Source organism: Micrococcus sp. HOU01, from assembly GCF_035609305.1.
GTDB lineage: Bacteria > Actinomycetota > Actinomycetes > Actinomycetales > Micrococcaceae > Micrococcus > Micrococcus luteus.
In genome coordinates this window covers 704,642-727,949 of sequence record NZ_CP141211.1, presented here as the reverse complement: position 1 = coordinate 727,949, position 23,308 = coordinate 704,642, and the positions used below count along the sequence as shown (strand labels likewise).

20 protein-coding genes are annotated in these 23,308 nt (G+C 74.7%); 7 read left to right on the top strand and 13 right to left on the bottom strand.

Translation table 11 applies throughout. The features are described from left to right. Positions 1–16: 16 nt before the first annotated feature. Complete coding sequence (locus SOY78_RS03380; protein ID WP_324701799.1) at positions 17–1,342, bottom strand: CpaF family protein; 1,326 nt, start codon at positions 1,340–1,342, stop codon at positions 17–19. A 158-nt stretch (positions 1,343–1,500) separates the two neighbouring features. Next, on the bottom strand, positions 1,501–2,310 hold the full coding sequence (locus tag SOY78_RS03375) for an NUDIX hydrolase (protein WP_324701798.1): 810 nt from the start codon (positions 2,308–2,310) through the stop codon (positions 1,501–1,503). A gap of 36 nt (positions 2,311–2,346) precedes the next feature. Between SOY78_RS03375 and SOY78_RS03370 the strand changes: the two genes are divergently transcribed. Then, complete coding sequence (locus tag SOY78_RS03370) at positions 2,347–3,552, top strand: NAD(P)-binding domain-containing protein (RefSeq protein WP_324701797.1); 1,206 nt, start codon at positions 2,347–2,349, stop codon at positions 3,550–3,552. A gap of 21 nt (positions 3,553–3,573) precedes the next feature. Here the strand turns inward: SOY78_RS03370 and nth are convergent, their stop codons facing one another. Then, positions 3,574–4,380 (bottom strand): endonuclease III, encoded by an 807-nt coding sequence (nth, locus tag SOY78_RS03365; RefSeq protein ID WP_135019571.1) that lies wholly within the window; start codon positions 4,378–4,380, stop codon positions 3,574–3,576. Between the two features lie 233 nt (positions 4,381–4,613). On the opposite strand from nth, the gene acs reads away from it, so the two are divergent. Next, on the top strand, positions 4,614–6,554 hold the full coding sequence (gene acs / locus SOY78_RS03360) for an acetate--CoA ligase (RefSeq protein ID WP_324701796.1): 1,941 nt from the start codon (positions 4,614–4,616) through the stop codon (positions 6,552–6,554). Between the two features lie 75 nt (positions 6,555–6,629). Here the strand turns inward: acs and SOY78_RS03355 are convergent, their stop codons facing one another. The 4 genes from SOY78_RS03355 to SOY78_RS03340 form a co-directional block, all read right to left on the bottom strand. Next, positions 6,630–7,079 (bottom strand): GntR family transcriptional regulator, encoded by a 450-nt coding sequence (locus SOY78_RS03355; RefSeq protein ID WP_135019569.1) that lies wholly within the window; start codon positions 7,077–7,079, stop codon positions 6,630–6,632. Positions 7,080–7,083: 4 nt separating this feature from the next. Next, positions 7,084–7,269: a methionine/alanine import family NSS transporter small subunit gene (locus tag SOY78_RS03350; RefSeq protein ID WP_135019568.1), complete on the bottom strand. Its 186-nt coding sequence runs from the start codon at positions 7,267–7,269 to the stop codon at positions 7,084–7,086. Positions 7,270–7,272: 3 nt separating this feature from the next. Then, positions 7,273–8,916 (bottom strand): sodium-dependent transporter, encoded by a 1,644-nt coding sequence (locus tag SOY78_RS03345; RefSeq protein ID WP_324701795.1) that lies wholly within the window; start codon positions 8,914–8,916, stop codon positions 7,273–7,275. A 119-nt stretch (positions 8,917–9,035) separates the two neighbouring features. Beyond that, positions 9,036–10,367 (bottom strand): MarP family serine protease, encoded by a 1,332-nt coding sequence (locus SOY78_RS03340; RefSeq protein ID WP_324701794.1) that lies wholly within the window; start codon positions 10,365–10,367, stop codon positions 9,036–9,038. A gap of 174 nt (positions 10,368–10,541) precedes the next feature. Between SOY78_RS03340 and SOY78_RS03335 the strand changes: the two genes are divergently transcribed. Beyond that, a complete protein-coding gene (locus tag SOY78_RS03335) occupies positions 10,542–11,219 on the top strand; it encodes a Crp/Fnr family transcriptional regulator (RefSeq protein ID WP_324701793.1) in 678 nt (225 codons plus the stop codon). 32 nt (positions 11,220–11,251) lie between these two features. On the opposite strand, the gene SOY78_RS03330 is transcribed toward SOY78_RS03335, so the two are convergent. From SOY78_RS03330 to SOY78_RS03320, 3 genes are read right to left on the bottom strand one after another with little or no spacing between them, the layout of a single operon-like run. Then, entirely contained in the window at positions 11,252–12,154 is a 903-nt protein-coding gene (locus SOY78_RS03330; RefSeq protein WP_324701792.1) for an NUDIX hydrolase, read from the bottom strand. Then, the gene (locus tag SOY78_RS03325; protein WP_324701791.1) at positions 12,144–12,644 is read right to left on the bottom strand and encodes a RidA family protein; all 501 of its coding nucleotides are present in this window, start codon (positions 12,642–12,644) and stop codon (positions 12,144–12,146) included. Before SOY78_RS03325 ends, SOY78_RS03330 begins: the two co-directional genes overlap by 11 nt. Next, positions 12,641–12,808, bottom strand: coding sequence for a DUF4177 domain-containing protein (locus tag SOY78_RS03320; protein WP_010080276.1), 168 nt, complete (start codon positions 12,806–12,808; stop codon positions 12,641–12,643). Before SOY78_RS03320 ends, SOY78_RS03325 begins: the two co-directional genes overlap by 4 nt. Before the next feature lie 68 nt (positions 12,809–12,876). Here SOY78_RS03320 and SOY78_RS03315 point away from each other — a divergent pair, with 68 nt between their 5' ends. From SOY78_RS03315 to SOY78_RS03300, 4 genes are read left to right on the top strand one after another with little or no spacing between them, the layout of a single operon-like run. Continuing rightward, positions 12,877–15,060, top strand: a complete 2,184-nt coding sequence (locus SOY78_RS03315; protein ID WP_324701790.1) for a transglycosylase domain-containing protein — start codon at positions 12,877–12,879, stop codon at positions 15,058–15,060. Positions 15,061–15,065: 5 nt separating this feature from the next. Then, positions 15,066–16,034: a metallophosphoesterase gene (locus SOY78_RS03310; RefSeq protein WP_324701789.1), complete on the top strand. Its 969-nt coding sequence runs from the start codon at positions 15,066–15,068 to the stop codon at positions 16,032–16,034. Positions 16,035–16,075: 41 nt separating this feature from the next. After that, positions 16,076–17,914: an ABC transporter ATP-binding protein gene (locus tag SOY78_RS03305; protein ID WP_141843883.1), complete on the top strand. Its 1,839-nt coding sequence runs from the start codon at positions 16,076–16,078 to the stop codon at positions 17,912–17,914. After that, positions 17,911–19,776, top strand: coding sequence for an ABC transporter ATP-binding protein (locus SOY78_RS03300; protein ID WP_141843881.1), 1,866 nt, complete (start codon positions 17,911–17,913; stop codon positions 19,774–19,776). The genes SOY78_RS03305 and SOY78_RS03300 overlap by 4 nt, the downstream gene beginning before the upstream one ends. A 74-nt stretch (positions 19,777–19,850) precedes the next feature. On the opposite strand, the gene SOY78_RS03295 is transcribed toward SOY78_RS03300, so the two are convergent. The 3 genes from SOY78_RS03295 to purD form a co-directional block, all read right to left on the bottom strand. Next, positions 19,851–20,477 (bottom strand): hypothetical protein, encoded by a 627-nt coding sequence (locus SOY78_RS03295; protein ID WP_324701788.1) that lies wholly within the window; start codon positions 20,475–20,477, stop codon positions 19,851–19,853. Between the two features lie 560 nt (positions 20,478–21,037). Continuing rightward, entirely contained in the window at positions 21,038–21,985 is a 948-nt protein-coding gene (locus SOY78_RS03290; RefSeq protein WP_135019748.1) for a phosphoribosylaminoimidazolesuccinocarboxamide synthase, read from the bottom strand. Next, the gene (gene purD, locus SOY78_RS03285; RefSeq protein WP_135019747.1) at positions 21,982–23,271 is read right to left on the bottom strand and encodes a phosphoribosylamine--glycine ligase; all 1,290 of its coding nucleotides are present in this window, start codon (positions 23,269–23,271) and stop codon (positions 21,982–21,984) included. Before purD ends, SOY78_RS03290 begins: the two co-directional genes overlap by 4 nt. Positions 23,272–23,308: the final 37 nt, after the last annotated feature.

Sequence of the window (23,308 nt, the reverse complement as noted above, 5' to 3'; positions counted from 1 at the left end):
GTCGCCGTCGTCGTGCTCACCGGCCGCTCCGCCCCGCCAGCCGGGCCGCGAGCGCGGGCACGCCGGGTCCTTCGACGGTCCGCCCGCCCGTCGCCTCCGTCCCGGGCCGCCACGTGAGGGCGGGCAGCAGGGCGAACCCGTCGGCGCGCGGGTCCGGGACGGCGAGCTCGACGGGGTGCCGCCCGTGGCCGTCGCGGGCGATGTGCAGCACGGCGTCCACGCCGGCGCGGGCCTGCGCGGCCACCGTCTCGGGCCGCCAGCCGGCCAGGGAGGCCATGGCCGTCAGGCGGGCGGGCACCTCGGCGGCGGCGTTGGCGTGCAGGGTGCCCCACGCGCCCTGGTGGCCGGTGTTCAGGGCGGTGAGGACGTCGGCCACCTCGGCGCCGCGGCACTCGCCGACCACGAGCCGGTCCGGCCGCATCCGCAGCGCGTGGCGGACGAGCTCGGCCAGTCCGACCTCGCCGGCGCCCTCCGCGTTGGCGGCGCGGCACTGCAGGGCGACCACGTGCGGGTGATCGGGCGCGGCCTCGGCCGTGTCCTCCACGACGACGATCCGTTCGTCCCCCGGCACCCGGCCGAGGGCGGCGGAGAGCAGCGTGGTCTTGCCCGCCCCGGTCGCGCCGCTGACCAGGACGGTGGCGCGGTCGCGCACGAGCGCCTCGAGGGCGTCGGCCCAGAGGGCGCCGTCCGGCCAGCCGTCGGCCAGCGCGGCCAGCGACGGCGTCGTCGCGGCCGGGATCCGCAGGCTCAGCAGGGTGCCGCCGCCGCTGACCGGGGGCAGGACCGCGTGAACGCGCACGCCGCCCACGCGGGCGTCGGCCAGCGGCACCGCCGCGTCGAGGCGGCGGCCGGCCCGGTGCAGCAGCCGCACCGCGAGCGCACGGGCGGTCGCGGGGTCGAGCCGATCGGGGCGGCGGACGAGGCCCTCGTCCCCGTCGGTCCACACCGCGCCCGCGCCGTCCACGAGCACGTCGGTCACGCCCGGCGTGCGCACCCAGGGTGCGAGCGGGCCGAAGCCGTCGAGCTCATCGACCAGCGCCGCCACGCGCGGGTTGTCGATCGGCGCGTCGAGGGCCTCGGCGATCAGCGGGGCCAGCGGCGGCTCCGCCCCGTCCGCGGCCGAGGCACGGGCCTCGGCCACGCGTCGGCGCACGACGGCGGCGTCCAGCCCGTCGGGGCCCGCTGCGGGTGCGGCGAGCGGCGGCGCGGCGACCTGCGTGCGTCCCGGCTCGGCCGGGCCGGTGCGGGGCCACGGGAACCGCCGGCCGCCCTCGGGCGGGGCGGGGCGGCGTCGTCGGCCCCGGGGCGGGCGGGCCGGGGCGGCGGGGACGAACGGGCGCATGGCGGGCCTCCTGCGGGTCGGGGCGGCCGCCGCGGTCCGCGGCCGCCGGCCCGTCCAGTCCACCGTCCCGCCCGGGTGCCCGCGCCCCCGGCCCCGCCGCTGGGGACACGGGCCCGCCCTCCGGCGCCTGTGCAGGAGCGGACGGCGGCGCGCAACCGTCAGTCGCGCAGGATCCGGTGGGTCCGCGCGTCGCGCACGCGGGAGTCGTCCCACGGCACGTCCCAGCCCAGCAGCGCCAGCACGCGGTCGAGCAGCGCCGCCGTGAACCCCCACACCAGGCGCTCGCCCACGAGGAAGCCCGGCGTCTCGCCGCGGCGGCCGCCGGGCCGGGCCACGCGGCACCGGTTCGCGGGGTCCACCAGGTCCGCGACCGGCATCCGGAACACGGCCGCGGCCTCGGCCTGGTCGACCACCGCCACGCGACTGGGGTCCCGCCACCACCCGAGCACCGGGTGCACCACGTGCCCGGAGACCACCACCGGCACCGCCGGCAGCACGCCCAGGACCTCCACGCCGGCCGGGTCCAGGCCGGTCTCCTCCTGCGCCTCGCGCAGGGCCGTGGCCACGACGTCGGCGTCCTCGGGGTCGACGCGACCGCCGGGGAACGCGATCTGCCCGGCGTGCTGGCGCAGGGTGGCGGCGCGCTGGGTCAGCAGCACGTCCACGTGCGGGTGCACGCGCCCGGCGTCGTGACGGGCGGGGACGTCGTCGAGGGCGCCGAACAGGATCAGCACGGCGGAGGGGCGCGGATCGCCGGACCGGGGCCAGTCGAAGCCCCACATCGGCACGGCCTCGGGCGGGACCGTCGTGAGCGACGCCGGGTCGTGGTGACCGGGCGCCTCCGCAGGGAGTGCTCCCCACCGGGCCACGAGGTCCGCCAGCTGGTCCCGCGCGCCCGCCAGGGACGCGTCGGACATCCCGACGGCGTCGCGGGAGGTCGGGCGGGGGCTCGCGGGGGTCTCAGGCATGGCCCCCACGCTAGTCGCCGGTCGTAGCCTCGGGGCATGACGGCTCCCCTGACCTCGCCCCCGGCGGCCACCGCGTCTCCGGATCCGGTGGACGTCGCGGTGATCGGCGCGGGCCAGGCCGGGCTGGCGGCCGGCTACTTCCTGGCCCGGGCCGCGCGGGACGTCGACCGCGGGCGCCGGCCGGGCCCGCCGCCGTCGTTCGTCCTGCTCGACGCGTCCGCCGAGCCCGGCGGCGCGTGGCCCAACCACTGGGACTCGCTGCGCCTGTTCTCCCCCGCCGCGCACTCCTCCCTGTCGGGCCGGCCCATGCCGCCCTCGCCCGGCCCCGGCACCCCGGACGCCGGGCACGTCGTCGCGTACCTGGCCGACTACGAGGACCGCTACGGGCTGCCGGTGCGCCGGGGCGTGCGCGTCGCGGCGGTGACGCACGACGCCGCCGGGTCCCCGCCGTTCACCCTGCGGCTCGAGGACGGCACCACCCTGGGCGCCCGCGCGGTGGTCTCCGCGACCGGCTCGTTCACCCGCCCTTTCGTGCCGGTCCTCCCGGGGGCCGATCGCTTCGGCGGCACGCAGCGGCACTCCGCCGCGTACCGCTCCCCCGACGCGTTCACCGGGCGGCGCGTCCTCGTGGTGGGCGGCGGCAACTCGGGCGCTCAGATCGCGGCGGACCTGCTGCTGGCGGGTGTCGCCACCACGTGGGCCACCCGGCGTCCGCCGCGGTTCATGCCGGACGACGTGGACGGGCGGGTGCTCTTCGATCGGGCCTCAGCGCGCGTGCTGGGCCGCTCCGAGGCGCGCGTGGGCGACCTCGGGGACATCGTCATGGTGCCCTCGGTGATCCGCGCCCGCGACGAGGCCGGGCTCCACGCGGTCCCCGCGCCCACCGCGCTCACGCCGGACGGCGTCCGCTGGGACCACGACGCCGGCGCGAGCCACGGCTGGCCCGCCGCCAGCCGCGCCGCGGCCCGGGTGCGCGGCGCCGAGCACCCGGTGGACGACGTCGTCTGGTGCACGGGCTTCCGGGCGGACCTGCGCCATCTGCGGGGCCTCGAGCTGACCCGCCGCCCCTCCGGGGCGCCGGCGACGGAGCATGCGCTGCCGACCGCCTCGGTGGACGTGCCGGGACTGCACCTGCTCGGCTACGACAACTGGTGCGGCGCCGCCTCGGCCACGCTCGCGGGCGTGGGGGTGCACGCGCGCCGCGCCGTCGACGCGATCCTCACGGGCCTCACCGCAGGCTGAGCGGGCGGGCAGGCCGGGCGCTCAGGCCTCCAGCCCGTGGCCGAGGGCGCGCAGCTCCCGGCGCGTCCGCCCCGCGCGCAGGAGCTCGAGCAGCTCCTCCCGGCCGGGCTTGAGCTCGTAGGCCAGCAGGGCGCGCGCCCGCTCGGGGTCGGTCTCCCCCTCGCCGTAGGACGGGCACCAGCGGGCGATCGGGCACGCCCCGCACGCCGGGCGGCGCGCGTGGCACACGCGGCGGCCGTGGAAGATCAGCCGGTGGGAGAGCATCGTCCAGTCCCGGCGCGGGAACAGGGCGCCCACGGCGTGCTCGACCTTCACCGGGTCGGTCTCGTCCGTGAACCCCAGGCGCCGGGCGAGCCGGCCGAAGTGCGTGTCCACGGTGATCCCGGGCTGGCCGAAGGCGTTGCCGAGCACCACGAATGCGGTCTTGCGCCCCACCCCGGGCAGCGCCACGAGGTCCTCGAGTCGGGCGGGGACCTCGCCGTCATGCCGGGCCACGAGCTCCTGGGACAGCCGCAGGATCGCGGAGGCCTTGTTCCGGTAGAACCCCGTGGAGCGCACGAGCTCCTGCAGCTCGGGCTCGGTGGCCGCGGCCATCGCGTGGGCGTCCGGGAAGCGGGCGAACAGCGCCGGCGTGGCCGCGTTGACCCGCACGTCGGTGGTCTGGGCGGACAGCACCGTGGCCACGAGCAGCTCGAAGGGCGTCTCGAAGTCCAGCTCGGCGACGGCGTACGGGTACGTCTCGGCCAGGATCCGGTTGATCCGCCGTGCCCGGCGCACCAGGGCCAGCCGGGTCTCCCCGGTCGGCGTGTCCGTCGGCTCCGTCTCCATCCGCGCGTCCTCCCGCCCTCGTGCGATCCGCTCAGGTCCGACCATCCTAGGGAGCGGGGCGCGTGCCGACGTCCGCACCGGGTCCGGCCCCCGCTTCCGGGCGCGATGCGACACACAGGACTCGAGGATTTGTGGCGGCGGGGCCGCGCGCGGCATGCTGAGGCGGGAGATTAGTGTGGGACGCGTCACATCCGCGCCGCGCACCGACCGCACCACCCGAAAGGACCCCGTCGATGGACGAGCAGATCCCCACGTTCCCGCCCCCGGCCGAGTTCGCCGCCCAGGCGGTGGCCGGAGCCGACCTGTACGAGGAGGCCGCCGAGGACCGCCTGGCCTACTGGGCCCGCCGCGCCCGCGAGATCCTGCACTGGGAGCAGGACTTCACCGACGTCCTGGACTGGTCCGACGCGCCCTTCGCGAAGTGGTTCGTCGGCGGCACCACCAACGCCGCGTACAACGCCCTGGACCGCCACGTCGAGGCCGGCCACGGCGACCGCGTGGCCATCCACTTCGAGGGCGAGCCCGGCGACACCCGGACCTACACCTACGCCGACCTGGCCGCCGAGGTCCGGCGCGCCGCCAACGCGTTCGAGTCCCTCGGCGTGACCAAGGGCGACCGCGTGGCCGTCTACCTGCCGATGATCCCCGAGGCCGTCATCACGATGCTCGCGTGCGCGCGCATCGGCGCGGTCCACTCCGTGGTGTTCGGCGGCTTCTCCTCCGACGCCCTGCGCTCCCGCGTGGACGACGCCGAGGCCAAGCTCGTCGTCACGGCCGACGGCTCCTTCCGCCGCGGCAAGCCCTCCATGCTCAAGCCCGCCGTGGACCAGGCCCTCTCCGCGCCCGGCCACACGGCCGAGCACGTGCTCGTGGTCCGCCGCAACGAGGCCGAGGTCGAGATGACCGAGGGCCGCGACCTGTGGTGGCACGACGTCGTGGACGCCCAGTCCGACGAGCACGAGCTCGTGTGGCACGACGCCGAGCACCCGCTCTACATCCTGTACACCTCCGGCACCACCGGGAAGCCGAAGGGCATCCTGCACACCACCGGCGGCTACCTCGTGCAGGCCGCGGCCACCCATCACGACACCTTCGACCTGCACCCGGAGTCGGACGTCTTCTGGTGCACCGCCGACGTCGGCTGGGTCACCGGGCACTCCTACGTCGCCTATGCGCCGCTGGTCAACGGCGCCACCCAGGTGATCTACGAGGGCACCCCGGACTCCCCGCACCAGGGCCGCTGGTGGGAGATCGTGCAGAAGTACGGCGTGAGCATCCTCTACACGGCGCCGACGGCGATCCGCACGTTCATGAAGTGGGGCCGGCACATCCCGGACGAGTACAACCTCTCCAGCCTGCGCGTGCTCGGCTCCGTGGGCGAGGCCATCAACCCGGAGGCCTGGCGCTGGTACCACGAGGTCATCGGCGCCGGCCGCTGCCCCATCGTGGACACCTGGTGGCAGACCGAGACGGGCGCCCACATGCTCACCCCGCTGCCCGGCGTGACCACCCTCAAGCCCGGTTCCGCCCAGAGGCCGGTGCCCGGCGTCGTGCTGGAGGTCGTGGACGAGCTCGGCGAGCCCTTGACGGACACGAGCGCGGGCTTCCTCGTGGTGCGCGAGCCGTGGCCGTCCATGCTGCGCGGCATCTGGGGAAACCCGGAGCGCTTCAAGGAGACCTACTGGTCCCGCTTCCCCGGCATGTACTTCGCCGGCGACGGCGCCCGCTACGACGAGGACGGCGACGTCTGGCTGCTGGGCCGCGTGGACGACGTCATGAACGTCTCCGGCCACCGCCTGTCCACCACCGAGATCGAGTCCTCCCTCGTGGCGCACCCGTCCGTGGCCGAGTCCGCGGTGGTCGGCGCGAAGGATGAGACCACGGGCGAGGCGGTCGTCGCGTTCGTCCTGCTCACCGAGGACGCCGCCGCGGCCGACCGCGACGTCGCCGAGGTCGAGGAGGAGCTGCGGCAGCACGTGGGCAAGGACATCGGCCCCATCGCCAAGCCCAAGCGCGTGCTCGTGGTCCCCGAGCTGCCCAAGACGCGCTCCGGCAAGATCATGCGCCGCCTGCTCAAGGACGTGGCCGAGGGCCGCGACCCGGGTGACTCCACCACGCTGGCCGACCCCGCGGTCATGCAGCGCATCGTGGAGACGCTCGCCCCGAAGGCCTGAGCCGGCACGACGACGCCGCCCCGGTCCGCACGCTGCGTGCGGTCCGGGGCGGCGTCGTCGGTGGGCGGGCCCGGCTCAGGCGCGGGCGGCCGCGTCCCGGCGGACCAGCTCCACGGCCTCGTCGGGCGTGTAGCCGAGGCGTCCGAGCAGGGTGTCGAGACAGCGGCGCACGGCCTGGTGCGCGGCGTCGGCGCGGGCGTCCGCCGAGGCGGCCACGAACGTGCCCGCGCGGCCCTGGGTGCGGATGGTGCCGTGCGCCTCGAGCTCCTTGTAGGCCCGGGCCACGGTGCCCGGCGCCACGCCGAGCTCGGCGGCGAGCGCGCGCACGGGCGGCAGTCGGTCCCCGCGGGCCAGGGATCCGGAGGCGACGCCGGCCAGGACCGCGTCCACGATCTGCCGGTAGGGCGGGGCCGGCAGGCTCCCGTCCACCGCCACGACCGGCAGGGAGGCGGAGACCACGCCCGCGGCCCCGCCGGCGACCGAGGCCGCGGACGGGGCCGCTGCGGACGGACCGGTGGTCCTCATCGACTCACCGGTGCCGTGCGTCGAGACGGTCGCCCTCGCGCTCCCAGGCGGCGGGGGCCAGCTCGTCCTCGATGGCGAGGTCACCCGAGGAGTCGTCCGGGTGGCGGAGCAGGTGGACGGCGGAGACCGCGAGGCCGCCCCACACCAGGAGGATGGCCAGGGACATCATGACGATCGCTGCGGTGCTCATCGGTCAGAGCTCCTTCCGGGTGGCGGCCGCGGGCACCACCGGCAGGGCGCCGGTGGGGACGGTGCCCTCGGGCACGGCGTTGTGCGGGATGAGGTCGCCGTGGATCTCGCTGTCCAGGTCCTCGGCGTAGAGGTTGGACTTGCGGGACCACGGGATCAGGGAGAGCAGGATCGCCAGGGCGACGGAGCCGAGCGCGATGCCCCAGCCGAAGACGCCGAGGAAGTCGCCCGGGTAGCCCTCGTAGCCCTCCGCGATCACCTTCATGATCCAGGAGAGCCAGATGTAGGCGAGCACGATCGGCATGAGCACGCCGATCAGCAGCACGTACCCGCGGCCGACCTTGAAGGAGGAGACGGCGTTGAGGTGCGCCGTGATGCGACGGACCGAGCCCAGCGCGCCGGTGACCAGGAGCACCGACAGGAGCGCCGCGCCGACGATGCCGAAGTTGTTGGCAAACGCGTCCATGGTGTCCAGCATCTGCAGGCCCGTGGTGGTGGAGAACAGGGCGAGGGAGACCACCCCGGACAGGCCGATCACGACGATCGTGGCCGTCCAGCGGCCCCAGCCGAGCTTGTCCTTCACGGCGGAGATGACGACCTCGAGGATCGAGATCAGCGAGGTGAAGCCGGCGACCACGAGCGAGCCGAAGAACAGCACGCCGATCAGGGCGCCGAGCGGGGCCTGCGAGATCAGGGTGGGGAACGCGATGAACGCCAGGCCGATGCCGCTGCCGGCCACCTCGGACACGGACACCCCGGAGGCCTGCGCCATGAAGCCCAGGGCGGAGAACACACCGATGCCGGCCAGGATCTCGAAGCCCGAGTTGGAGAAGCCGACCACCAGGCCGGAGCCGGTGAGGTTCGTGCGGCGGTTGAGGTAGGAGGCGTAGGTGATCATGATGCCGAAGCCGACGGACAGCGAGAAGAAGATCTGGCCGTAGGCGGCGATCCAGACGCCCGGGTCCGCCAGCGCGGCCCAGTTCGGCGTGAACAGGGCGTCCAGGCCCTGGGCGGCGCCCGGCAGGGTGAGGGCGATGCCGACGAGGATCAGGAACATCACGACGAGCAGCGGGATGCCGACCATCGAGGCCAGGGCCACCCCCCGGCGCACGCCGAAGCCCATGATGAGCAGCGTGATCACCCAGACGGCGAGCATGGGCCAGAAGACGCCCGAGACGAAGTCGAAGGACGGGGACGGGTTGTCGGCCACCTGCAGGAAGTCGCCCATGAGGAAGGTCTCCGGGTCGTCACCCCACCGCCGGTCCACGGAGAACCAGGTGTACATGATCGCCCAGCCGATGATCGCGGCGTAGTAGATCCCGATGACGACGCAGATGAGCACCTGCCACCAGCCGACGGTCTCGGTCCACCGGGACAGGCGCCGGAACGCCAGCGGCGCGGAGCCGCGGAAGCGGTGGCCGATCGCGTAGTCGAAGAACAGCAGCGGGATCCCCGCGGTGAGCAGCGCGATCAGGTAGGGGATGACGAACGCGCCGCCGCCGTTCTCATAGGCGACGTAGGGGAAGCGCCAGATGTTGCCGAGGCCCACGGCGGAGCCGATGGCCGCCAGGATGAAGGCCCACCGGCCGGTGAACTCCTCCCGGGTGCGCTTCGGCGCCGGCGCGGGCGCGGAGACGGTGCTGGACATGCAGGACCTCCGAGGGTCGGGAAAACTCGAGTGTGACGACGGCCACAATAGTCGACGTGGGCCGTTGCCGGACAGTCCGGTCCGGAATGCGGGCGTCAGGCGCGTGGCGCGGCGCCGGCTCAGCCGCCCGGGACGCAGTCCCCCGAGGGGACCGTGGCCGTCATCCCCGGGGCCGCGGCGACGACGGGGGCGATGGTGTCCGCCGTCAGGGCGTAGCCGACGGCGTCCGAGCCCGGGGCCCGGGCGAACACCAGACCGGCCAGGTTCCCGGCCGCGTCCACCACCGGGCCGCCCGAGTAGCCGTGGCGGATGTCCGCCGCGAGGGTGTAGACGTCCACCATGCTCGCGGCCCCGGTCAGGACGTCGCCGAGCGGCACCTCGCCGACGGCCTGCACGGTCGCGGGGGTGGAGGCGAACGGGCCGCCGTCGGGATAGCCCAGGACGGAGGCCGACGCGCCGCCCGTCAGCTCGGCGCCGACCGGCATGACGGGCAGGTCCGCGTCGTCGACCGCCAGGACGGCGAGGTCGTGCACCGTGTCCAGGTGGACGATCCGCGCCTCATGCACGCCGCGGGCGCGGTCCGTCACGGTGGGGGCGTCCACGCCGAGGACCACGTGCGCGTTCGTGAGCACGCGGTCCGGGGCCACGGCCACGCCCGAGCCGCTCTGCACCTGGCTGCACTGCGCGGCCGTGCCGGTCAGCCGGACGACGGCGGCCGACGCCGAGGAGGCGGCGGGAGTCGAGGGGGCGGCCGTCGACGCCGACGAGGCGGGGGCGGTCGTCGCGGCCGACGGCGCGGCGGACGTCGGGGGCGGGGCGGACGTGGCGGTGTCGGACGGGGAGGAGGCGGCCGAGGGCAGAGCCGGCGTCGCGGCCGGGGCCGGGGCGGCACGGATGCCGTCGTCGGACTCCGGGACGGGGGCGGGCAGCTCGAGCTCCGGCAGCACGTCCAGGTCGGCGACGGCGGAGCGCGAGCGGGCGGCCCAGGCCAGGAGCGAGTCGGGCATCACGGTGTCCAGCGCCGTGATCACCTGCGAGCGGTTCACCTCACGGGTGACCGCGGTGGAGCCGGAGGCCGCGATGGAGAACGCCACGAGCCAGAGGACGAGGGCGCCCGCGAGACCGGCGGCGAGCGCGCCGAGCAGGCGGTCGACGAGTCGCAGGGCCGGCAGGTTCACGCGCAGCCGGATCGCCTCGCCGATTGCGGCGCCCACGTACTGGCCCGCCGCCACGAGCAGGACGAGGGTGGCGATCAGCGCGGCCCACCGCCACTGCGGCGCGGTGACGAACTCCGCCACCTCCGGCAGGGCGTAGAACGCGATCGCGGCGCCGCCGACCAGGCCGACGAGGTTGCCCAGCACCACCCACAGGCCGCGACGGTGACCCTGGACCAGGAGCATCGCGAGCGCGACGATGAGCAGGACGTCCAGCCACGTCAGACCCAGCGGCATGGGCGACCTCCTTCGGATGTGACGGCACCGGCCACGCACGGGGACGGCCCGCGCACCCGGTGGAGGATCCAGGGTATCGGCCCGCACTGGGGTATGGGGCACAATGGACGCCAGTGAACCGGGCGGCTCCTCCGCCGCGGTGTGAGGAACTGGCCACAGAGAGGACACGCACACATGGATCTCGAGGTTCTGCGGAAGGCTCCGCTGTTCACCAACCTGGACGACGAGGTGTTCGCCATCCTCACCTCGGAGCTGACCGAGGTGGAGCTCTCCCGCGGCGCGTCCGCGTTCCACGAGGGCGACCAGGGCGATCAGCTGTACGTGATCATGTCCGGCAAGATCAAGCTCGGCCGCACCGCCTCGGACGGCCGCGAGAACCTCGTGGCCGTGCTCGGCCCCGGCGAGATCTTCGGCGAGATGGCCCTGTTCAACCCCGCCCCGCGCAACGCCACCGCCACCGCGGTGTCCGCCACGCGCCTGGCCGGTCTGCGCCACGAGAACCTGCGCCGCGCCATCGCCTCGTCGCCGGATGTGTCGGTCCAGCTGCTCCAGGCCCTGGCCCAGCGCCTGTCCAAGACCAACGAGTCCCTGGCGGACCTGGTGTTCTCGGACGTGCCGGGCCGCGTGGCCAAGGCGCTCCTGGACCTCGCGGACCGCTTCGGCCTGCCGGCCGCGGACGGCCTGCTGGTGGCGCACGACCTCACGCAGGAGGAGCTCGCCCAGCTGGTGGGCGCGTCCCGCGAGACCGTGAACAAGGCCCTGGCCGAGTTCGTCCAGCGCGGCTGGATCCGCCTGGAGAACCGCGCCGTGGTGATCCTGGACCTGCAGCGTCTGCGCCAGCGTTCGCGCTGACGCCCCCGCCGCCGTGGAGCGGGCCACCCCGGTCAGTCCCGGGTGGCCCGCTCCACGCGCATCCGGGAGGTGCCGTCGTCGCCGGCCTCGGTGACCAGGTGGTATTCCGGCACGGGGTCGCGCCGGGCACAGGGCGTGACGGAGAGCAGGAAGGCGGCGGCCGTCCGGTGCGCCGCGACCCGACGCACCATCACCTGCGTCAGTGGGGTCGCCACCTGGTCGAAGGGCGCCGTGCCCTCCGCCCCGGCGGGTCCGGGCAGCCGCAGCGGGCCGGCGAGCGCGCGACGCGCGGGCACCCACGCCTGGAGTTCGGGACCGGGTTCCTCTGCTGTCGGCGCGGACTGCAGCGGTGGGGTCGTCGTAGCGAACACGGCCGTGTCGAAGCGTCGGTGGACGTGGGGCGCGGATTGCCAGCGCATGACGGGGCGCAGCAGGTCGGTGCGCAGTCCGAGGCCGCGCGCGGCCAGCAGGCGGGGCAGGCTCTCCGAGCCCTCCTCGAGCGAGCTGCGGCCCCCGCCCCAGGTCTCGATGCGCGCCGTGGCCACGACGTCCGTGTCGGAGCGGCCGGCGAGGAGCACTCCGGCCTCGTCGTGGAGCTCGCGGACGGCGGCCACCACGTGCTGCCGCGCACGCCGCCGGTCCGTGGTCCCGAACGTGCGGGCCCACTGGGAGGGCTCGGGCCCGTACCACGGGCAGGAGTCGGCGTCGGACTCGATGAGCGCGCCGCCGGGCAGGCCCACGCGGCCGAGCGGGGTGCGTCCCGCGCGGTGGCGGAGGAAGACCTCCGGGCCGTCGTCGCCGTCGCGCACCAGGACGACGGACGACGCGGGCCGGGCCGGGCGGACCTGGCGGAAGCGCCGGTCCAGCCACTGGCGGGTGAGGTCCTCCTCCTGCCCCGGGACCGGCAGCAGCATGCCGGCCGGGTCAGCGGACACGGACGGTGATCTCCACCTCGACGGGAGCGTCCATGGGCAGCACGGCCACGCCGACGGCGGAGCGCGCGTGGCGGCCGACCTCGCCGAAGATCTCGGCCAGCACGTCCGAGGCGCCGTTCACCACGCCGGGCTGACCGGTGAACGCGGGGTCGGAGGCCACGAAGCCGACGACCTTGACGACCTGGGCGACCCGGTCCAGGTCGCCCACCAGCTCGTGCACCGCGGCCACCGCGTTCACGGCGCACGCCCGCGCGAGCTCCTGGGCGCGTTCGGGGGTGACCTCCGCGCCCACCTTGCCGGTGGCGGGCAGGGCGCCGGCCACGAAGGGGAGCTGGCCGGAGGTCAGCACGAGGTCGCCGTCCCGCAGGGCCGGGACGTAGGAGCCGACCGGCGCGGCGACGGCGGGTCGGTCGATGCCGAGCGCCGCGAGACGGGCCGCGACGACGCCGTCGCCCCAGGTGGGGGCCGAGGACTGCTCCGTCACGTTCACGCCGCCTTCGGACGCTTGAGGTAGGCCACGGGGTTGTTCCCCTCGGGGCCCGGGATCACCGTGACGAGCTCCCAGCCGTCCTCGCCCCACTGGTCGAGGATCTGCTTGGTCGCGTGGATGAGGAGGGGGATCGTGGCGTACTCCCACTGCGTCTGCTGAGTCATGGGACCCACCCTAGCCACCGGCGCGGACCCCGGAAGAGGTCCCAGGCGCCCGCGCTACACTCGCGCCCATGGCCTCCCGCACGACCCGCTTCCCCGCGCCCTCGAGCGCCCTCGGCCGCCTCCTCGCCTTCGCGGGCCTCTCGGCGGTGGCCGGCCTGCTCGTGGCGGCCCTCCTGCTGCCCGTCGCGGGCCTGGCCGGTGTCGCCGCCGCGTCGGGCCGGGAGATGCTGGACGAGTTGCCGGACGAGCTGCCCACGGAGCCGGTCTCCGTCCCGTCGCGCATCCTCTCGGAGGACGGTGAGGAGATCGCCGTCTTCTACGAGGAGAACCGCACCCCGGTCCCGCTGGACGAGATCTCGGAGCACATGCAGCACGCGATCGTGGCCATCGAGGACGAGCGCTTCTACGATCACGACGGCGTGGACGCGCGCGGCCTCATCCGCGCGACCGTGAACAACGCCACCTCCGACTCCACGCAGGGCGCCTCCACCCTCACCCAGCAGTTCGTGAACAACATGCTGGTGAACGTGCAGCAGATCCGCGGCGACTCCCGCCTCACGCTCTCCGGCTCCAAGAACATCGCGGACAAGGTCAAGGAGATCAAGCTCGCGGTCGCCGTCGAGAAGCAGATGTCGAAGGACGAGATCCTCGAGGGCTACCTCAACATCGTGCTGTTCTCCGGCCGTGCCTACGGGGTCGAGGCCGCCTCGCAGTACGTGTTCGGCAAGTCCGCCGCCGACCTGGAGAGCTGGGAGGCCGCCACGCTGGCCGGCATGGTCCAGTCCCCCACCCGGTTCAACCCGGCCCGCAATCCGGAGGAGACGACGGAGCGGCGCAACCTCGTGCTGAACGCGATGAAGGACAACGGCTACCTCTCCCAGGAGGAGTACGACCACGCCGTCGCCCAGCCGATGGAGGTGGTCATGGAGTCCCGTCCCTCGGGCTGCCTCTACGCCAAGTTCGGCACGTACTTCTGCGACTACGTGGAGCGGCAGATCCTCGCCGACCCCACGTTCGGCTCGGACGTCCAGTCCCGCCAGGCCCTGCTGCACCGCGGCGGACTCACCATCCGCACGACGATCGACTCGACGCTCCAGAAGGAGACCGAGAAGAACCTGCGCGCCTCGGTGCCCAACAACGAGTCGCTGGGCGCCGGCCATGCGCTCACCTCGGTGGAGGCCGGCACCGGCAACATCCGCACCATGGCCCAGAACACCGAGTACGCCATCCAGGACGAGCTCGGCCACACCTCGCTGAACTTCAACGTGGACAAGCAGTGGGGCGGCGGCCAGGGCTTCCAGGCCGGCTCCACGCTCAAGCCCTTCGTGGCCCTGACGTGGCTGCGCAACGGCAACCGCCTGGTCGACTCCGTGGACGCCTCCCGGAACGTCTACCCCACGGGCACGCGCTTCGCGGCCTCGTGCCGCCCGGGCGGCTACACCACGGTCGGCGGCACCTGGCAGTTCAAGAACGTGATCCCCGACATGCTGCGGCAGGTGCGCGTGGACGAGGGCCTCTTCTGGTCGGTGAACACGCCGACCGTCGCCACCGCGTACCAGCTGGATCTGTGCGACATCACGAGCCTCACCACCCAGCTGGGCATCACCCGCGCCCTGGACAGCTCCCCGCTGCAGCCGGACAACCCGTCCTTCCTGCTCGGCAAGGACTCGGTGGCACCGCTCTCTCTGGCCGGCGCGTACGCCGCCATCGCCGCGAACGGCCTGTACTGCGAGCCGCGCGCCATCCTGGAGGTCACGGACACCGCCGGCAACCAGTACGACGTCGCCGACCCGCAGTGCGATCAGGTCATCGACCCGGACCACGTCCGGGAGCTGATGCCGGTCCTGCGCCACATCGGCGGCTTCAACATCGCCGAGGAGGGCGCCGGCTACGAGTTCGGCGGCAAGACGGGCACGAACGACAACGTGTCCTCCACGTGGTTCGTCGGATTCACCAGCAAGCTGGCCACCGCCGTGTGGACCGGCCGCTACAACAACCTGAAGTCCATGACGGGCGAGACCGTCAACGGCGAGGTCCGCAACCCGTTCTACTCGACCTCCATCAACGGCCCGTCCTGGGTCGAGTACAACCAGTTGGCCAAGGAGAAGTTCCCGCCGGGTGAACTGCCCGAGTGGGACGGCCCGCAGTCGGAGGACCCGGGCGAGGCCGGCGAGCACCCGGACGGACGCCAGTTCACCATATACAACCTGGACCGGGGCGGGCCGCAGCCCCAGGCGGTCCCGGGCTTCTGACCGCGATGCGCCCCGCCGCCTCCCCCGCCCGGCGCATGTTCCGCGCCGCAGCGCCTGCCGCCGCCGGGCTGGCCGCGACGGCGGGCCTCGGCCTGGCCTGGGGCCTCGCCGAGGCCGAGGCCCGGACGGTGCGCACGCACCGACTGGCCGTGCTGCCGGCCGGGTCGGCGCCGCTGCGGGTGCTGCACCTCTCGGACATCCACCTGCTGCCCCGGCACCGGGCCAAGCGGGCGTGGCTGCGCGGATTGGATGCACTCGAGCCGGACCTCGTGGTCAACACGGGTGACAACGTGTCCGCCGCGGCGTCGGTGCCGCTCGTGCTCGACGCGCTCGGGCCGCTGCTGGCGCGGCCCGGCGTGTTCGTGCCCGGCTCCAACGACTACTACGCGCCCAAGGCGGCCAACCCCCTCCGGTACTTCGCGGGCCCCTCGCGCATGGACGCGGACCGGCCCCGGCTTCCCTCCGACGTCCTGTTCGGCGCGTTCCGCGCCGCCGGCTGGGCCGACCTGACGAACCGGGGCGCCGCTCTGGCCGTGCCGACCCGCGCCGGGACCACGCTCGAGGTCCTCGCCGCCGGCACCGACGACCCGCACCTCGGTCTGGACGCCTGGGCCGGCTTCCCCGGCGCCGCACCCGACGACGGCGCCGGGCGGCCCGGCGGCGACGGGCGGTTCCGGCTGGGCGTCACCCACGCCCCGTACCGCCGCGTGCTGGACGCCATGACCGCCGACGGCGCCGACCTGCTGCTCGCCGGCCACGCCCACGGCGGGCAGGTGTGCGCGCCGTTCCTCGGCGCGCTCGTCACCAACTGCGACCTGCCGCGCCGACAGGCCTCCGGGGTCTCGACGTGGACGGCCGCGGGGCGGACCGTCCCCCTCGAGGTGTCAGCCGGCCTGGGGACCGCGCCGTCCGCGCCCGTGCGGTTCGCGTGCCGGCCCGAGGCCGTGGTGCTGGACCTGGTCCCGCGGGGCTGAGCCGCCTGCCCCGTCCGGGGCCGCGGGTACAGTGGAACCCCGTGACCCGCACCACCTCTCCCGACGCCTCGTCCCTGCGTGACGCCCTGGGCGGGATCGCACCGTACCTCGAGGGCGTGCGGGCGCGCTGGGTGCTCGGGCTCGCCTCGGCCATGGCGGCGGGCCTCGTGGCCCTGGCCATCCCGCAGGTCATCCACCTGCTCGTGGACACCGTGTTCACGGAGACCGTGCTCGCCCGGCCCTCCTCCCCCGACTCCCGCGCGGACGTGTGGCGGGCCGCCGGCCTGCTCACCGTGCTCGGCCTCGCCGAGGCCGCGTTCATCGGCCTGCGCCGGTACTTCATCCTCCCGCCGGCCGCCGGGGTGGAGAACCGGGCGCGCATCGCCCTGTTCGAACGGCTCCAGCGCCTGCCGGTGGCGTTCCACGACGCATGGCCCTCGGGGCAGCTGCTCTCCCGGGCCCAGGGCGACCTCTCGCTGCTGCGGCGGTGGATCGCATTCGGCTCAGTCATGCTCGTGGTGGACGTGGTGACCATCACCGTCGGCCTCGTCCTGCTGTTCCTGCTGTCCTGGCAGCTGGCCCTGCTCTACCTCGCCGCGGCCGTGCCGATCATGTGGGCGTCGTTCGGGTTCCGCAACGACTTCCGCGCCGCGTCCCGGCTCTCCCAGGACCAGGCCGGGGACCTCGCCACGTCCGTCGAGGAGTCGGTGCACGGCATCCGCGTCCTCAAGGCGTTCGGCCGCGGCGCGCACGCCCTCGACGGCTTCCGCGGGCGCGCCCGCACGCTGCAGGGCACCGAGGTGCACAAGGCGTCCGTGCTGGCTCGGTTCATCGCGCTCATCGTGGCCCTGCCGGAGACGGTGCTGGGCCTGGGCCTCGCCCTGGGCCTGTGGCTTGTGGCGACCGGGGAGCTGACGGTGGGCGCGCTCGCCGCCTACTTCGCCACCGCGGCCGTGCTGGCCGGGCCGGTCGAGTCGGTGGGCCAGCTGATGGGCATGACCCTCTCGGCCCGCACGGCGATCGACCGCCACGTGGACGTCCTCGCCACGCCCGTGGACATCGCCTCGCCCACCGGGGAGGCCGCCGTCGTGCCCCCGGCCACCGGCGCGCTCGCGTTCCGCGGGGTGCGCTTCCGCTGGCCGGACGCGGACCCGGGGCGCGGGGAGCGCGACCTGCTCGACGGCGTCGACCTCGAGCTGGTGCCCGGCGAGACGATGGCCCTGGTCGGCGCGACCGGCGCCGGCAAGTCGACGCTGCTGCAGCTGGTCCCCCGGCTGCTCGACGTCACGGCGGGCTCCGTCTGCGTGGACGGGGTGGACGTGCGCCGGATGCCGCTCGAGGAGCTGCGCCGGCGGGTGTCCGTGGCGTTCGAGGACGCCACGCTGTTCTCCGCGACCATCCGGCAGAACGTGCTGCTCGGCGCCCCGGCGGACGTGCTCGCGGACGGCCTCCACTCCCCCGCGGCGGACGCCCTGCTCGACCTCGCGCTCGAGACCGCGCAGGCGGGCTTCGTGGCGGAACTGGCGGACGGCGTCGAGACCGAGATCGGCGAGGAGGGCCTCAGCCTCTCCGGCGGACAGCGCCAGCGGATCGCCCTCGCCCGCGCGATCGCGGCGCGCCCGGACGTGCTCGTGCTGGACGACCCCCTCTCCGCCCTCGACGTGCGCACCGAGGAGGCCGTGACCGCGCGCCTGCGCGAGGTCCTCGACGGGACGACCACCCTGATCGTGGCGCATCGTCCCTCCACCGTGGCCCTGGCGGACCGGGTCGCGGTGCTGGCGGACGGGCGGATCGAGGACGTGGGGACGCACCCCGAACTGCTGGCCCGCAGCGCCGTGTACCGGCACATCATCTCGAGCCGACCGGAGGAGCAGGCATGAGCGCCGCCGACGTGAGCCGCGTGCGCGGCGTGGGGGACGAAGAGGACCTCGACTACACCCGCGCGGAGCGCCGCCACATCCGGCGCCGGTCCTTCCGGCTGCTCGGCGAGCTCGCGCGGCCGGTCCGGGGGACGCTGCTGCTCACCGCGGTCTTCGTGCTCGTGTCCAACGCGGCGCGGGCGGCCGGGCCGCTGATCATCGCCTGGGCGATCGACGCGGAGCTGCCGCGCGTCGTCGAGGCCGTGCGGGCCGGCGAGTCCGTCTGGCCCATCCTCGTCCCCGTGGGCGGGGCGTACGTGGCGGCGGCCCTCGTCTCCGGCGGCCTCCTGGGGGCGTACACGTGGCTCACCGCGAGGGCGAGCCAGGCCATGCTGCTGAGCCTGCGGCTGCGCGTGTTCCGGCACACGCAGCGGCTGAGCCTCGGCTTCCACGAGCGGTACACGTCCGGGCGGGTGATCTCGCGGCAGACCTCGGACCTGGAGGCGCTGCGGGAGCTGCTGGACCAGGGCGTGTCCTCGCTCGTGTCCGGGCTGATGTTCATGTCGTTCACCGCGGCGTCCATCCTGCTGCTGGACCCGCCGTCGTTCCTCGTGCTGCTGGGTGCGGCCGTGCCGGTGGCGATCGTGACGCGCTGGTACCAGGTGCGGTCCGAGGAGGCGTACCGGCGGTCGCGGGTGTCCTCGGCGCGGTCGATCGTGCACTTCGTGGAGACCATGACCGGCATCCGCGCGGTCCAGGCCTTCCGGCGGGAACGGGACAACGACGCGCGGTACCGCGACTTGGCCACGGCCTACCGGGACGACATGGTGGCCACGCTCAACCTGTTCGGCATCCTGCAGCCGGTGCTCGTGGCGACGGGCAACCTGACGGTGGCGGCGCTGCTCGTGACCGGGGGCCTGCGCGTGCTCGACGGCGACCTCGAGGTGGGGGTGCTCGTGGCGCTCCTGCTGGCCGGGCGGCGCGTGTTCCAGCCCATGGAGATGGTGGCGATGTTCTACTCGTCGCTGCAGTCCGCGACGGCGGCGCTCGAGAAGGTCTCCGGCCTGCTCGAGGAGGAGCCCACCGTGGTGGAGGCCGCCGAGCCAACGCCGCTGCCCGGGGCCGACGCACCGGGGACGGGCGTGGCGTCCGGGCGGGTGGAGTTCCGGGACGCGGTGTTCAGCTACGGGCCGGACCGGGTGGTGCTGCCGGAGTTCGACCTCGTGATCCCGGCCGGGCAGACCGTGGCCGTGGTGGGCCAGACGGGTGCGGGCAAGTCGACGCTGGCCAAGCTCATCGCCCGGTTCTACGACGCCTCTGCCGGCTCGCTGACGCTGGACGGGGTGGAGCTGCGCGAGCTCAGCCAGGCGGATCTGCGGCGCAACGTGGTGATGGTGACCCAGGAGGCGTTCCTGTTCTCCGGGTCGATCGCGGAGAACATCGCCCTCGGCCGGCCCGACGCCACCGAGGCCGAGATCCAGGCGGCCGCCCGGGCGGTGGGGGCGCACGACTTCATCCTGGGGCTGCCCGAGGGCTACGCGACCGACGTCGCCAAGCGCGGCGGGCGGCTGAGCGCGGGACAGCGGCAGCTCGTGTCGTTCGCGCGGGCGTTCCTCGCGGACCCCGCCGTGCTGATCCTGGACGAGGCGACGTCGTCGCTGGACCTACCGAGCGAGCGGCTCGTGCAGGCCGGGCTGGAGCGGCTGCTGGGAAACCGGACGGCGCTGATCATCGCCCACCGGCTCAGCACCGTCGAGACCGCCGACCGGGTGCTCGTGATGCACGACGGCCGGATCGTCGAGGACGGCAGCCCCGCCGAGCTCGTGGCGGCCGACGGCCGGTTCGCGGCGCTGCACCGGTCCTGGGAGGACTCGCTCGCCTGATGGGCCCCGGCCCGGGCACTTTCGAACGTAAGAGAGGGCCTATCCCACGTTCGAAAGTGCCCATTCGCCCGATTTCACGTTCGAAAGTTCTGCGGGGCGGGGCCGGAGGTGGAGGCCGCCCGCACGGCCCGGTCGTGGCGGACGACGGCGGCCACCACGGTTCGGAAGTCCTCGGCCAGGTCGGCGCCCATCACCGTGATGGACAGGTGGCCGGCCTCCTGCCAGAGACGGTCCCGCCGTGCGTCGCGTCGCTGCTGCTCCGGCGTGCGGTGGTGGCCGCCGTCGTAGTGGAGGGCCACGCGGGACCGTTCGACCACCATGTCCGCGTCGGTCCGCTCCCCTGCCGGTGAGACCAGCTGCGCCTGGAGGCGCGGCTCGGGGAGCCCGGCGTCGAGGAGCGCCAGCCGCAGCCGCGTCTCCGGAGGCGAGTCCGCCCCCACCCGGATCAGCGCCAGCGCAGCCCGGGCCACCCGCACGCCCTTGAACCGGCCCGCCCGCTCCAGCGCCGCGGAGAGCCGCGACGCCGTCGTGCGCGGCGGGAGTCGGGTCCCGTCGGCCCACGGACGGTTCACCAGCGCGTCCCCCGCGACGACGGCGTCCGCCACCTGATCCGGCCGCAGCAGGGAGCAGAGGTCCACCCACGTCCGCTCGAGCGAGGTGACCGGGACCCCGTGCACCTCCACGCGGTCCTCGGCCGGCACCGTGCGTCCGTGGCAGGCGACGCCCGCGCGCCCTGTCCGACCCGTGCGGTGCGGCCGGGCTCACGTGCACCCGCATGTCCTCCTCGACCCACCACGGCAGGACGAGCCCGTGCAGCCGCGCCGCCGTCAGATGCGAGGTGACCCCACGGGTCAGAGCCACCACGACGGCGGCCTCCTCCGGCGGCAGGGCCGCCACGGGGCGGGGGTATCCGAGCGCGTCCCACGACCCCGGCACGTCGACAACCGCGCGGTGTGCCCCGTGGGTGACCTGGCGCAGGTCGAGGCTGCGCAGCCGGTCGGAGGAGAGGCGGTCCAGGGCTTCGCGCCGGGTGAAGACGCGGCCGGCGAGGGCCGGCGGAAGGGGTGCGGGGCGGCGGGGCATGCGGCCAGGATGCGGGCGCCGTCGTCGTGGGCGGGCGTCCGGCCCCCTCCTGTGCGGGGCCGGGCCCCTGTGCAGGACCCGCCCCGCCCCACCCCACCCCGGACTTTCGAACGTGAAATCGGGCGAATGGGGACTTTCGAACGTGAGATAGGGCCTATCCCACGTTCGAAAGCACGGGTCAGGCGTCGAAGGGGCGACCCGTCAGGCGCTCGTACGCCTCCACGTAGCGGTCGCGGGTCCTGGCCACGACGTCGGCGGGCAGCGCCGGCGGGGCCTCCCCGCTGGTCTTGTCCCAGCCGGAGTCGGGGCCCGTGAGCCAGTCGCGGACGAACTGCTTGTCGAAGCTCGCCTGGGTGCGGCCGGGCTCGTAGTCCTCGGCGTCCCAGAACCGGGAGGAGTCCGGGGTGAGGACCTCGTCGCCCAGCACCACCTGGCCGGTGGCGGGGTCCACGCCGAACTCGACCTTCGTGTCCGCCAGGATGATGCCGGCCTCGCGGGCGATCGCCTCGGCGCGGGCGTACAGGTCCAGGGTGAGGAACCGCAGGCGCTCGGCGGCCTCGGTGCCCACGCGCTCGACCATCTGCTCGAACGTGATGTTCTCGTCGTGCTCGCCGACCTCGGCCTTCGCGGACGGCGTGAAGATCGGCGGGTCGAGCCGCGAGCCGTCCACGAGCCCGGCGGGCAGCGGCAGGCCGGCCACCGTGCCCGACGCGCGGTACTCGGCCAGGCCGGAGCCGGTCAGGTAGCCGCGGGCGATGCACTCCACGGGGAACATGTCCAGGCGCTTGACGATCATCGCCCGCCCGGCCACGGCTGCGGGCACGTCCGTGCTCACCACGTGGTGCTCGACCGGCTCGGCGTGGGCCCCGTTGTAGCCCTCGGCCAGCTTCTCGAACCACCACAGGGTCAGCCGGGTGAGGATGGCGCCCTTGTCCGGGATCGGCGGCTCCAGCACGTGGTCGTAGGCGCTGATCCGGTCAGAGGCCACCACGAGCAGCGTCGCGGACCGTCCCGGCTCGGCGTCGGCGGGCTCGTACAGGTCCCGCACCTTGCCCGAGTAGACGTGCCGCCAGCCCGGCAGCTCGAGGGCCTCGGCCCCCGTGAACCCCACGCGCTCCCCGCTCACTTCGCTCCCTCCGTCCCGGGCACGGTGATCTCGCCGCGCTCGGCCTTGAGTCCGATGTCCGTGCGCCACTGGGCGCCGTCGAACCGGATGCGCTCGACGCCCGCGTAGGCGCGCTCGCGCGCTTGGGCCAGGTCCGCCCCGCGCCCGACGACGGCCAGCACCCGGCCGCCCGCCGTCACCACGTCCTCACCGGACACCGCGGTGCCCGCGTGGATCACGTGCACGCCCTCGAGGCCGGCCGCGTCGGCCAGCCCGGTGATCACGTCGCCCTTCGAGGAGGAGGCCGGGTAGCCGGCCGAGGCCATGACCACGTCCACGGCGACGTCGTCGCTCCACTCGAGTCGACGGTCCGCGCCGAGCCGGCCGGCCGCGGCGTCGGCGAGCAGCCCGCCCAGGGGCGTCTCGAGGCGGGCGAGCACGGCCTGGGTCTCGGGGTCGCCGAAGCGCACGTTGAACTCGATGACCTCCACGCCCTCGGCGGTCACGGCCAGGCCGCAGAACAGCACGCCCGTGAACGGGGTGCCGCGGCGGGCCATCTCGGCGAGCACGGGGCGGGCCACGCGGTCCATGACCTCGTCCGTGAAGCCCTCGGGCAGCCACGGCAGCGGCGTGTACGCGCCCATGCCGCCGGTGTTGGGGCCGGCGTCGCCGTCGTGGATGCGCTTGAAGTCCTGGGCGGGGGTGAGGGCGACGGCGGCCTCGCCGTCGCAGATCACGAAGAGGGAGACCTCGGGGCCGTCCAGGAAGTCCTCGATCACCACGGTGCCGCCGGCGGCGAAGCAGGCCTCGGCGTGGGCGAGGGCCTCGGCGCGGTCGGAGGTGACCACGACGCCCTTGCCCGCGGCCAGACCGTCGTCCTTGACGACGTGCGGGGCGCCGAACTCGTCGAGGGCGGCGGCGGCCTCCGCGGCGGTGGTGCACACGCGGGAGCCGGCGGTGGGCACGCCCGCGGCGGCCATGACCTCCTTGGCGAAGGCCTTGGACGCCTCGAGCTGCGTGGCGGCCTGCGAGGGGCCGAACACGGCGAACCCGGCCTCGCGCAGGGCGTCGGAGACGCCGGCGGCCAGCGGGGCCTCGGGACCGACGACGACGAGGTCCGCCGCCAGCTCGCGCGCGAGCTCCACGACGGCGGCCGGGTCGGTGGCCTCGACGGCGTGGAGGGTGGCCAGGTCGGCCATGCCGGCGTTGCCGGGCGCCGCGTGGAGGGCGCTGACCTGCGGATCACGGGAGAGGGCGGTGAGCAGCGCGTGTTCGCGGCCGCCGTTGCCGAGCACAAGGGTCTTCACGAGCCTCAAGCCTACGCGGTGGCCCTGGCCCGGCCTG